Annotated in this window: 9 protein-coding genes; 4 read left to right on the top strand and 5 right to left on the bottom strand. The window is 65.1% G+C overall.

The genetic code is table 11. The annotated features are described in order from the left end of the window. Positions 1–3: 3 nt before the first annotated feature. The 4 genes from EFK50_RS13135 to EFK50_RS21870 all read left to right on the top strand — a co-directional run bounded on the left by EFK50_RS13135 (position 4) and on the right by EFK50_RS21870 (position 5,179). Positions 4–1,509 (top strand): ATP-binding protein, encoded by a 1,506-nt coding sequence (locus EFK50_RS13135; protein ID WP_123228661.1) that lies wholly within the window; start codon positions 4–6, stop codon positions 1,507–1,509. A gap of 3 nt (positions 1,510–1,512) precedes the next feature. Beyond that, positions 1,513–2,574, top strand: coding sequence for a M23 family metallopeptidase (locus EFK50_RS13140; RefSeq protein WP_123227985.1), 1,062 nt, complete (start codon positions 1,513–1,515; stop codon positions 2,572–2,574). 590 nt (positions 2,575–3,164) lie between these two features. Next, a complete protein-coding gene (locus EFK50_RS13150) occupies positions 3,165–4,595 on the top strand; it encodes a type IV secretory system conjugative DNA transfer family protein (protein WP_123227987.1) in 1,431 nt (476 codons plus the stop codon). 137 nt (positions 4,596–4,732) lie between these two features. Beyond that, the gene (locus tag EFK50_RS21870; RefSeq protein ID WP_148046153.1) at positions 4,733–5,179 is read left to right on the top strand and encodes a hypothetical protein; all 447 of its coding nucleotides are present in this window, start codon (positions 4,733–4,735) and stop codon (positions 5,177–5,179) included. A gap of 116 nt (positions 5,180–5,295) precedes the next feature. On the opposite strand, the gene EFK50_RS13155 is transcribed toward EFK50_RS21870, so the two are convergent. The 5 genes from EFK50_RS13155 to EFK50_RS13175 form a co-directional block, all read right to left on the bottom strand. Continuing rightward, positions 5,296–6,714 (bottom strand): argonaute/piwi family protein, encoded by a 1,419-nt coding sequence (locus tag EFK50_RS13155; protein WP_123227988.1) that lies wholly within the window; start codon positions 6,712–6,714, stop codon positions 5,296–5,298. Continuing rightward, on the bottom strand, positions 6,711–8,513 hold the full coding sequence (locus EFK50_RS13160) for an SIR2 family protein (RefSeq protein ID WP_123227989.1): 1,803 nt from the start codon (positions 8,511–8,513) through the stop codon (positions 6,711–6,713). Before EFK50_RS13160 ends, EFK50_RS13155 begins: the two co-directional genes overlap by 4 nt. A gap of 100 nt (positions 8,514–8,613) precedes the next feature. Continuing rightward, positions 8,614–10,074, bottom strand: a complete 1,461-nt coding sequence (locus EFK50_RS13165) for a hypothetical protein (protein WP_123227990.1) — start codon at positions 10,072–10,074, stop codon at positions 8,614–8,616. Between the two features lie 141 nt (positions 10,075–10,215). Beyond that, complete coding sequence (locus EFK50_RS13170) at positions 10,216–10,752, bottom strand: hypothetical protein (protein WP_123227991.1); 537 nt, start codon at positions 10,750–10,752, stop codon at positions 10,216–10,218. Between the two features lie 254 nt (positions 10,753–11,006). Continuing rightward, complete coding sequence (locus EFK50_RS13175) at positions 11,007–12,416, bottom strand: carbon-nitrogen hydrolase family protein (protein WP_123227992.1); 1,410 nt, start codon at positions 12,414–12,416, stop codon at positions 11,007–11,009. Positions 12,417–12,439 lie beyond the last annotated feature (23 nt).

Raw genomic sequence — 12,439 nt, forward strand, 5'->3', positions numbered from 1 at the left:
CTGATGAGCCCGCGAAGAAACACCACATCCTCAGCGCGATCGCTGGATGAGCTTCTCACTGACTTCGGCGGACAGATGCCCCGCAAGGAGACAGCAGCCGTCGAGCCGCCAGCAGACAAGTTGTTTCCCAAGGTCGTCCGCGCCCGCGGCACCCGTCACCGAGGCCACGGCTGGGCGCCGACTCTGCCACCGTTGGCTGGCTACCAGATGACCTCCGAACAAACCCCGGTCACATGGCCCCTGATCGCCGGCGACGGGCTACCACCGACCGGTGCGCCAATGGGGTTCAACGTGCTCTCGGGCGGGTCGTTCTACTGCGACCCCATGGGCTGGGTCAACGACGACAACATCGGGGTCACCAACCCGAACGTATTCATCTTCGGCAAGCCCGGCCGCGGAAAGTCTGCGTTGGTCAAGGCATTCATGCTCCGGATGATTCGCTTCGGTTACCGTTCCCTGGTCCTGGGTGACGTCAAGGACGAGTACGAGGACATCTCACGAGCACTCGGCGTCGAGCCTTACCGGATCGGCCCCGGCCTGTCTGGGCGGATCAACCCACTCGACTTCGGTCCCCTCGCCCAGGACTGGGAGGCCCAAGACCGGGTCGAGTGCGCCCGACGCGGCGCCATCCTCTTCAACCGCTGGCTGGCACTGATCCGCGGCCTGGTCGGGTCGCAGAACGTGCCCTTCACTCCCACCGAGAGCCGGGTCATGAACCGCGTCCTACGCGACCTCACCGGCTGGTCCCGCGGACAGTCCAAACTCACGCAGATCACCATCCCTATGGTCTGGGCAGCACTGGACACACCCACCGACGCCCTCGTAACCGAATGCCGCTACGAGACCCGCCAAGACTTCTTCGACGGCACCCGCGGACTGCGCGACGCCCTCGGCTCTCTATGCGAAGGCGAACTCGAAGGCCTCTTCGACACCGCCTCCACCTTCCAGCCGAACTGGCGCGCACCCATCCAGACGCTCTCACTGAACACCCTGCACGCGAACGGCAACGAGGCCGCCGTCGGGATCGCCCTGATGTGCCTCAACTCCTGGGGACAGGGGATGCGTGAGATGGCCGAACCGGGCGACCGGCGCATCGTCCTGCGCGACGAAGCCTGGATGCAAACACGCCTCGGCGTCGAGGCCGTCAAGACCCTTGACTCCAACCTGCGGATGTCGCGCAACGACGGCGACATCCAACTCGTCACCTATCACAAGCCCTCTGACCCGCTCTCCGCTGGAGACCAAGGCAGCCAGGCTGCGCAGATCGCCAAAGACCTGCTGCACCTGGCCGACGTGCGGATCCTTCTGGGCCAAGACGACGAAGTCGCCGCCGAACTCGGCCACCTACTCGGCCTGAGCCGCATGCAACAAGAGCTCGTCACGGGGTGGGCGATGGGCGACAAGGGCCGCGCCCTTTGGATGGTCGGCGACCAGCGCTACAAGGTCCAGACAGTGCTCACCCCCCTCGAACGCCGGCTCACCTACACCAACGAAGCCATCGCAGGCTGACCCGTGGGCAACCACAGCGCAGCCAAGTACGGAGCACCGCTACTCCTCGGCGGTGTTGCTCTTCCGATCCTGTTCCTCGCCCTGATCGGCAGCCAGGCCTCCCAACCTCCCGACCCCTGCGGCCACGGCGTCGTCGCAGATCCCGCCACAACTGTCGCGAACCAGAAGATCGACGCCGAACAGATGTCGGTCGCCACGCAGATCGTCGCGGCCGCACGCGCCTTCGGGCCCACCTCGAACAAGCCCCATGCCGCTGTCATCGCCCTGGCAACCGCACGACAGGAATCAGGCATCCGCAACCTCGGCTACGGCGACCGCGACTCCCTCGGCGCGTTCCAGCAACGACCCTCACAAGGCTGGGGGACAATCGATCAGATCCGAAACGTCTCCCACGCGACCACGACATTCCTTCAACACCTCGTACGGGTCCCCGGATGGGAGACCATGCGGGTGACCGACGCGGCAGCGACCGTGCAACGGCCAGCCGAGGAATACAGTGGCCTCTACGAACAATGGGTTCCCCTCGCAAACGACCTAACCAAACAGCTCTGGCCCGGCGCCATCCTCGCCCTGGCTGCAGCAACGAACACGCAGTCTTGTAACCCGATCGTCCTGGCAGCAGCCGGCACCATCGTCTATCCGGTCCCGGCCACGTTCACCGCAACCAACCAGAACAACTGGGGCCACAGCGGAGGCCACTGGAGTAGCTGGCACACCGGCACCGACTTCTCGGTCCAATGCGGCACCCCAGTCCTCGCCGCGACCAGCGGCACCATCGGCATCGACAGATCCCAAAGCTGGGCAGGGCCCTGGCTCGTCACGGTCGTCACCGGACCCAGCTCGCTAGCCACCTGGTACGCGCACATGCAACAGGTCCTGGTCTCACCAGGCCAAGTCGTCACAGCCGGACAACAAATCGGCAAGGTCGGGGCGCTCGGCAACGCCACCGGGTGCCACCTGCACTTCGAGGTCCACCTACACAACGGCAGCATCTATGGACCCGACAACACCGATCCGACACCCTGGCTGGCTGCTCATGCGGGGCGCGCTGCAGGGCCTGGGTAGGGGCCTTCGCTCGATTCAGGCTCTGACGCAGGGTGAACCAACAACCTGATGTCCATTCGCCCTCCTCTACTGCACTTGGTGAAGCATGGAAGCAATCCAAGGTCGCGACCGCTGATGCGTGTCCAGAGTCAACGGACCGATGTTCTCCCGCTCACCTGGGAACTGCCGGCAGGCCTAGGACTGACCTGGTGCCTGGCAGCAGTCCTCGCACTTCCAGTCGGCCAGGGATTGGCCTACCTTCTTGTCGGCGAGCCGTTCGCGTGGCCCGACCAGGCGTTGGGCCAGAGTCTGCTGGGTCTGCTCGCGGGCGAGCCCGGGCGAGGTTTTCCCGTCGCGGTCGCAAGCAACTGCCCGCAGGCGGGCCTGGTGTACGGATGCATCGCACTGGTTGAGGTGCTGGTCGCAATTGTCGCTGTCTGGGCGTTGGGATGGTGGTGGAGGACGGTCGGGCCCGCTGCGCAGTTCGGGCTCGCGAGTCGCCACGAGGTCCAGGCCGTACTCGGGCCGCGTGTGCTCCGCAAGCGGCGCAAGACGATTCGCCCGGACACCGTCGCGCCAACGTCGAGCTGGTTCTTCCGGCGGGGTCAGCCGTGACTCGAGAGCAGCTCGCCGAGATCGGATGGCCCTTGGGCAAGTCGACGATTCCACGGGGTGTGGACCTGTGGGTGCCCTTCGACCGCACCGTCGGCGTCTACGGACCCCAAGGCTCCGGAAAGACGCTCGATCTTCTGACGCCTGCTCTGCTGTCGGCGCCCGGTGCCGCCCTGGTGACCCTGACCAAGCCAGAGGACCTATTCCTGACCCTCGACGCTCGCGCCCAAGACGAACGCCCGGTACACGTCCTCGACCCCTTCGATCTGGCACCAGGCGTTCCGCAGCTGATCTGGGACCCGATCGACGGCTGTGAGGACTCCATGACAGCCGAGCGGCGCGCTAAGGCATTCACCGCGGGAACTGTCGGCGGCGCCGTCACGCGAGGAACCGGCGACGATGCCGCCCGCTTCTACGCGGCCGAAGGAGCCAAGGTCCTCCAGGCGTACTTCCACTCGGCGGCGCTAGCCGGGGCCTCCCTCGACGACGTACTCACCTGGCTCTCGGACCCTCACAACGCGGGACAGCCAGAGGAGATCCTGCGGACGCACCCGGGCGCCGCGCCTTTCTGGGACGGCCTGTTGCGCGGCGCAATCCACGGCGACGACCGCACAGCAGGGAACACGATCACAACTGTTCAGCAAGCAATGGCGTTGTTCTTTCAAGAATCGATCCGGCGACGCTGCGCGCCCGGTCCCGGTCGCCCAGCGATCGACCTCAAGGCTGCGATCGAGGCCGGCGGCACGATCTACCTGCTTGGCCGTGACGATCCCTATGCCTCTGCCTCCCCGCTGATGACCGCGATCGCTGAACACGTGCTCGACACGGCGCTGGGCATGGCCATGGCTTCGCCCTACGGTCGATTGTGCCCGTCATTCTTGGCCTGTCTGGACGAGTTGCCATCGACCACACCACTACCCACGCTCCGGACACGGATCGCAAACGAACGCGCGCTCGGACTGTCATTCATCTACGCCGCCCAGACCTGGCGCCAACTCGTCATCTGCTACGGGGAAGACGAAGCCCGCACCATGTTCGGACTGACCAACAACATCGTGGTCTTCGGTGGTGGCAAGGACATCGAGTTCTACAAGGAGATCTCCGACCTCCTCGGTACGACGCGGGTCGCTCGGCGCAGCTTCAACCTGAGCCACGGCGCCTGGGGCAGCAGCTTCTACGGCGACGACGTGCCGGTCCTCCGACCAGAAGAGATCCGCCGACTCCCAGAGCGCCACGCCTTGGTGGTGGCGGAGAATGCCAAGCCGTTCATCGCTCGGCTGTCCAGGTGCATCGACGGTAAGGCCGGTCGCGCCTTGCTGAGCGCCCAGACGGAAGCCCGGTCACGTGCCAATCGAACGCGAGGAGGTCGCCGATGGCGGACCAACCTACACGTCTTCTCGCTGTTCCTTTTCCGTCACCGTCGCCGGTAGTAGTCGCCAACTTGGACGAGCTGCGACTCGCAGCAGCGATCCCGCCTGAATCGGAGCACGAGCTCCGTCGGCTATCGACACTCCCGCGTCCCTGGGATCCGCCGACCTGCCCTGATGAACTCCGGTGCCTGATCTACGTGTGGCTCGATGAGGTTGTCGCTTGGATCAACGAAGAGCACACCTGGCGCACCGATCACGTGATCCCGATGTGCTGGCAAGAACACCCCCACATCGTTCACGAACTCGCCACGATCGCCTGCCTGCGTTGGGAGGCGGCGTACGCCGTGACCTCGACCGCACTGGAGGAATGGCACCGCTACGCGCTGCCCACCTTCCTCGATCGGATCTCTCAGCGCATCGGCTCGACCGGCTGCCCGCCGGGGCGCCACCAGGCGCATCCAGGCGATGCGCGCAACGCCATCTATCGCGAAGGCGATGAGTCGACTCGACGGCGTGAGCATCGTTGGCAAGACACTTCCGATCCGCGCGATGGCGCGGACCCTGACGGATCGATCGCGGCAGATATGACGCACCCATCGCGGCAGATAGAATCGTTGCAGCCTCACGACGCTTGGAGACTTTGACCGCATCCGGTGGGCGTGTCTCCTAGCCAGAGCCGACGAACTCAGGTCGTCATCCTTGACGATGTACCAGGAACTCCCAGCGCACCGGCGCAGGGCGGTTGGAGGGCCGCTCGTGACTACATGAACAGCCGGAACTGGTAGCTGTCGTCCGGCAAGTGCGGTACCCGGCTGATCATTCGTGCGAGCCGCTGACTGTAGGAGATGGTCACCGGGGTCAGCCCGTACAGGGCGTCGTTGTTCCAGTCGAGCTTCGACAGCGCAAGGATCTCGCTGGCAGGAATCTCCAGGGGGCCGGCGCCGGCGTAGCGCTTGAACGCAATCGGGGTCGGCAGCGCCTTGGCCGCCTGGTTGTAGTTGTCGCCCTGCAACGCGACACCCTTCGCCGTGCCGGCGACCCACAACAGAGCCTCCCGTTCAGAGAGGTATTGGAGAGATCCGCGGTCCACGGGCCAGCTGTTGGGGACCGCCGCGCTGCCAGTGCCGCGACGCAGGGTGACGCCAGTCCAGGGTGTGTCTGCACGCACCTGGAGGCACTCGATGTCAGCCACGGCCGGGCTCCACGCGTCGAAGACCCCGGCGACCTCTTCCTCACGCCAGGGCGTCGTCTTGTGGATGACAAGACGCTGTGGCAGCGCCCCTGCTCGGCGGCGCTGGTAGAGGCGGGCGCTGCGTGCCATCACAGTGCGCATCTCGTCGCGTGTCAGGTGCGGGTTCTCCAGGTCCCGGTCGGCGCCGACGTTGTAGGCAATGAACTCGAAGCCGCCGCCTTCGGCGTCGAAGACCTGCGAGCAGCAGGTGACGAACTCGTCGGCGGTTCCGCCGCGGATCGCGTAGGCCAACCCGAGGTACGCAGTGTCGGTCTGGGTCGGCTGCACCATTCGGAACGGCACACCGCCGGACTTGGTAAGCAGCGCGATCGATAGGCGCCAGTACATCGAGCACTGGTACTTGAATCGCAGGGCAGAGGCCTCGCGGACCATCTGGATGGGGCACCCAAGTGGCGCGGCCATCGCCTTCAGGCGATCGTGCAGGTCCAGCGCACCGTCTGAGCTGAGTCTGAGAGGCTCCCAGGCTTCAGGCAGGAGGACGACGATGACATCCCAGGAGTCGCGGATGGTGTGCAGGTGCCGGACGGCACGGGCCAGCGCGTCGCTGAGCCGCTCGTGCGCGTCAGCTCCGGTGCCGATCTCGCTGCTCCTGATGTCGACGTGGGCGTCGGACTGGGGAACCAGGTCGGCTTTGAACAGTGCCCCGAACCCCGGGTACCGCGGTACGTACGCACGACGGTCGCCGGGTTCGTGCACCTGGGTGGCGCCGCGGAGAAAGCCGTAGAGCTTCTGCTTCTGACCATCTAGCGTGATCGTGGCCAACCGCACGCTGTCGGTCGGCGGGCCTGCGTACGGACCGTGGTCGAGTAGGCCGACGAGCGGATGACCCGATGTTGCCGGGTTCGGAGTGCTGTCGAACTTCAGCATCGGTTCCTGAAGGATCGTGTGCGGCGCCCACGGTTGGCGGGGGTCGACGTCGTGGCTCATGCTGACCTCCAGCTATGTGCTGAGAACGCGCCGAGGGTAAAGCCGCCGAATGTGTCGGGCACGCAGGCGCGGGGAAGGCGAAGCGAGACGTCCTTGCGGTGAGGTGCGATCGAAGTCGCCCACACATCGATGATGCCGGCCCACGTCTCATTCTGCTTGCGCTGCACCCAGCGTTCCCGACGCCAGTCCGCTGCCGGGTCGACGACCATCATTTCGTGGTCCTCGTCGCGTTCGAGTCGCTCGACCCAGGTGAACGGGACGAAGATCATCCACGGAACCCCCCATCGCCACTCGACGTGGACACGCGCCGCCTCCGCCCAGGCGCGCTGTTCTCCACGCCGGTTCAGCCCGCGACCTTCTCCCAAGTGCCCGGTGACCTGGCCGTCGTAGGCTTTCTTGAAGCGGCGAAGCGCGTGTTTCCGAGGTTCGCTGAGGTCCTCCCACTCGTGCAGCAAAACCAAGGCGTCGTGACGCGTCATCCTGGCTCGGGCCGGCAGCCACGATGCGATCGACTTAGCCAGACCCTGGACGAGCAGCCCTTGCAGGCCCGGCTCCGGGATGCCGCCGGTCAGGTCGATGTCGACGACCTCGGGAGCGGTGCCAACGATTCGTTCGAACTGCTCTGAGTCACCCCAACCCCATGCGCTTCCGCCAGCGTGGACAGCAACTCCGCGCCACTCGGCTTCCTTAGCTCGCCGACGGAACTCCTCGTTGTCGACGCCGGACAGCGGAGCGTGCAGGACCGATGTGGGAGCGGCCAGGAGCGGGAGCGCGTTGTAGCGGATGATCGGGTAGCTGCGTTTGCCCTCCTCGGGTGGAGAGGCGGCCGCGACCCGGGACGCTGGTTGTAGACCATTGATGTACGTGCGGGCGCCTTCGGTGAGCTCGGCTTGCAGGACGAGGCTGGCCATCAGCTCGTCGAAGGTCTCCAACGCCACCAGGTAGGAGGACACACCCCGCTCGGTGGCGGCCTCTAGGAGACGGCGCACCCGATCGGGTACACGGTCTGGCTCCCGTGCGAACCACCACAGGCCAGCAGGCCAGGCGCTGTCGGGCAGCGTCGCGCTCTCCAGCATCTCCATGACGCTCTCATCGCGGCCACTGTAGCCCACGACGGCCAGTCCCACGTTCCGGCTGACGTCCTGAACGGACTGGCGCAGCACCTGGTCTTGCGCAACCAACTCGTCGGTCAGGTTCTTCAGCGACGACTCCCGGAAATCTCCGTGGAGCTTGACCAGGAGCGGATGATTCTCGGAGGACAGGATGTGGCGCGCACGGTCGACGCTGTTCAGCGCGGCGACGTTCAGGCGCCGCGGATCTCCTACGTCATTGACAGCGGAGTAGGACTCGGCGGCGGCTTGTTCGATCAGATCGTCGAAGTTGGTCGTGGTGGCGATGTCGATGAAGCCAGCGGTCATCAACGCCCCGAAGATCCTCTGACCGTAGCTCGGGCTACAGCCCTTCAAGATGCCTTGCAGGTACGAATGGCGAGCCGACTCGTCAGGCAGTGCCAGCTTGAACGCGCAGGAGTAATCGTCCGCGGAGCCGAACAGCACCATACTGTTTCGGCCGTCGAAGTACGAGGTCAGTGCGGAGCGGACGTTCGGGTCGTTCGCGTTCAGGTTCTGGCGGACAAGGCCGTGCCGTTCTGCGTAGACACGCAGGAGCAGGTCGTCACGGACTTGATTCGCCGTCCGCAAGCCTGCCGACGCGCTCGCGCCGGCACCAAGGAGCCATGCGAACCGCTGGGGCTGAACAGCCCAGGCCCGCACGAAGGTGCCCTGATCGACAAAATCCACCCTCGATGTTCACACGGGGTCGTAACCGAACCTGTGTTCGACACGCGCCGACGTAGATTCCAGCCAGCTGACCAAAACGAACCGTCAGGATGTCGGTTTCTCACATCTCGAAGTTGTTGACCCGGTCCTCGAGCTCGGAGTACCGATTCACGGTCGCTTCGAATGGTTCGTGGACCTCGCTCATCGCCTTCTTCAGCATCTGTCGGTGGTCAGCGTTGAACGGAACCTGGATACCGGCCTCGATCCACTGCATGGCCGACGCCATCGGGCCGGTCTGGAGGAACGCGTCGGTTGCATCGAAGACATCGCAAGCTTGTGGGAACCCAGTCGGCGTATCGGGGATGACGGTCGCCTTGACGGCGCCAGCGCCTTCGGTCAGGCGTGCTGGTATCGCGCCGACGGGCGTGTGGATGAGCAGGGCGCGTTCCTTCTTCCCGAACCCGCCGTGAGCATCGAGGTTGCGGAACTCTTCGACGGCGACTTTCAGCCTGATGAAAACTTCGTCGGCTTCCGGACACGCCGGGATGACACGCTTCCACTTCAGGGACCACGTGTCGCCAATGACCTCGGTGACGCTTCGCTCCTGCGGTTCCCAGCCTGTGAACGGTAGTGCCAGCACCAGCACGTGCTCGAGCCAGGAGAAGTACGCCGACGCCATCGCCGTCAGGCAGTAACCCAGCTGGTTGCGGACTACAAGCGGCATTAGGAAGTGCTCGCCTGGCTTCCCGCCGGCAGCGAGGAACCCCATGCCGGCCATCTCCTGGCGAAGCTCATCGTCGCCGTGACCGTCGATGAATGCTTGCGCCTGCCAGCGGAAGTAGTCGTAGGCACCTCGGAGCCGTGCGTGCTGGTTGAGCAAGGTGATGTTGCCAGCGCTGACCTGCTCCTTGACCACCTTCGCGAACACGTGCTGGTCGAAGACCTGCACCGCTCGTCCGAGTCGAGTCAGGAAGTCGTGGAAGAACGTGTCCAGATCTGGGTCCTCAGACAGATCGTGCCGCGTTGACGACATCGCCTTGGGGACCCTCGTCCTGCTGGCCATCTTGAGGAGGTCGTCAATCTCGTCGAGCCAGTTCTCGGACTGCTTGGTCGTTGCTGTCGGCCGGGTCGGGCCAGAGCCCGTCAGACCGGAACTCGCAATATCGCCCTCGACGAGGCCGGACTCAACGTTTTCTGCGGCGGCTATCAGGTTGGCCTCCGGATCGAGATCATCCTCGGAATCGTCATTGCTGATGTCGAGCAGATTGTGAGTGAAGCCGGTGACGTCGGCCTCGACCATGAAGCGGAGTCCGAACTTGGTCGATGAAAGTGAGACGTTCCGGTCGCGGAAACGGCCCCCGAGTCGCCACGAGGTCTTGTCATCCCAACGTTGAGGGACGTAGCCGGCCCATCGCAGCGCGGCGCGCGCGAGTTCCGGAAGCGGGAAGTAGTCGACAGGTACAGCGATGCGCATCTCACCGTCGGTCCACGGCTGTTCCGGGTCATCGGGTGCGAAGTCAGCCATGATGCGGCTGAGAAGGGCTGCTGTCTCGGCGCTAGGTTCGAGGGCATCGAAGTCCATCGGGGAAATCTAGTCTTCGGCCCACCCTGGTCGGTACCGAGTTTGCGCTCCGATCGACTCCCGTGAAGAAAGCTGGCTGAGCTGGGTGCAATTCGTTCAGGCTCCAGTGGCAGCTCTCATCAAGGCAGGCTGACCGTCGAACTACCTGGGCGAACCTGCGCCTTCGCGGTCATGGTCACCGACGATGGTGGCGCCGATGCGCTCGAGGATGGCGAACGGGCCGTACTCGCGGGTTGGGCCCTCGAGGCCGTCGATGAGGTCGGCGATTGCGGCCTCGAAGTGCGTGACCTGCATGTTGTAGTTAGGCAGTGGGATGGTTCCGCGCGCGCCGTCGACGCGGGCGAGAACGACGCGGTCGATGAGGGCGCCGTTCCAAAAGATGTCAGCCCAGAACAGTCGGATGCTGGGGTCTGGGAACTTGTCGGCCCAGTCGAAGTGTCGGCGGTCATTGGGGTCGGTTGCGTCATCGACATCAAGACCCCAGGAGATGGTGAGGCTGGGCTCATCGCGGCACACGGCCTGCTCCCGATGCTCGCCCATCACATAGCTGAACCCGCCGTCGCGTCCGGTGCCCCACTGCCACCGGTAGTGAAAGTTCGGGCCGTCGCTAGGGACGCGGTACCAGGCATCGGCCGTGCGGTCGGCGATGAGATCGTTCTGAATGGTGAACAGGTTCACGGCGGTTCCTCCGGGAAAGGGCTGTTGAGAATCCGACGGTAGAACGAGCCTCCGACAGTTCCGATCTGGCGGTGCGCGGGGCTGGTCCACGGGTCAGTCCGTGGGCTGGCTGAAGGGCGGCACGGACTGCGCGTACTGCTGGCGTTCGCAGACGACGCCGCAAAATGAGACGTAGGGGTGGTGGCAAGGTGCCATGGCGCTGCGTGTTCTTGCGGCGTTCTGCGCCAGGCCTTACCTACGAGGCGCGGTCAAAGTCACGGGGTCCGGAGGTTGCTCGTCCTAACGCTCAGAGCATCCGTCACCGGCCCCTGGGACCTGCGGAGCGGGTTGGAGACTGCATCGAGATCGGTCGTGTACTCGTTCGCGATCGGCGTCACAACCATCAGAGTGGTCGCGGGCACCTTCACCTTGTCGCCGGTCTTCGGGTCTTCCTGTTCCTCGTCGCGGCCCAGCGCGAGACTGTTGATCGTGATGACGGTGCTGCCAATGTCCTTGGCCAGCGAGTTCGACGCCTGATGCTGCCACCGGTAGGCGATGATCGGCGGCGCCACGATCGGCGCTAGAACCAATGAGACACCCAGTTCGCGGAGCATTGCACCGTCCTGAGTCAGGTGGTCAAGGTCCTCGCAGACGAGGATGGCGACCCGGCCAGCGCGGCTCTCGATGACGGTCAACTTTTTCCCCTGGATCATGCCCTCGTCCAGGATGACCTCCGGTGCTGTGCCTAGCCCGTATGACGCACGGTAGTCGGGCAGGATCGTAAACCCGTGTCGCTTGTCCTGGACGGCGATGACAGTGCCCGAGCGACCGTCGAGCAGCACGGCCCGGTTGGGACCCAGGGTGACGCCGGACGCGGTCACTACCCCTGGCGTCGGTGCGGACACACCCGGGTGCGTGCCGGTCACGTTGCCGGTGCCGACCAGGACCCAGTCTGGCCCGCCGGGCGCGCACGTGGCTTGCCACGAGGCGAGGATGGCATCGTCTAGCGTTGCCTCTGGGACGAGCGCGATCTGGGCGCCAGAATCACGGAACGCCTCCATCGCCTTCTTGACCCGACGTTCCAGGGTCGGGTCCGGCGTGCACGTGTAGATGTCGACGCCAGCCGCGGTCGTCTCGTGCGCCAGTTTGATCTCGCCGGGCGCGGCGAAGGGAATTTGCGCGACTGGGACCAGACCGCCGGCGGCGACGGTGATGTCGAAGCGCTGAAGGGTGGTGGCGTGGAGATTGATCTGGGTGCAGCGTCGCCAGGTGCTGGTGGACACCCTGATGGTGTGGAAAACCTCGTCCAGGGCCGCTGAAGTCGCGCGGGGCCGCCCGGCCTCGACGTAGCGGGGGAGGACGGCGCCTTCGGTCGTGGAATTGAACCTGCCGGTACGCAGGAACTGGCCCCGCAGGGTCATCGAGAGCGGGTCGGTCGCGAAGGACATCGGTGTACCGCGCTGCAGAGCCTTGTCGAGGGCGGAGAGGATGCCGAGCAGCTGGACCGGGGCGGCCGCGGCGATGGTGGCGGCGTCGACCATGCCGGTGTTCTTGATTTGGTCCCGAGCGTCAGCGAAAGCCGCGTCCCGACCCGGATCGGAGCTCCACTTCTGGAGCTCACCTGATACCGGGCTCTCCGCGGACAGACGGTCGTACGCCTCGGCGAAGGCGTCACCTGGTTCCATGCCGTAACCATACTTGACATATA

This window comes from Nocardioides marmoriginsengisoli, from assembly GCF_003725695.1.
GTDB lineage: Bacteria > Actinomycetota > Actinomycetes > Propionibacteriales > Nocardioidaceae > Marmoricola > Marmoricola marmoriginsengisoli.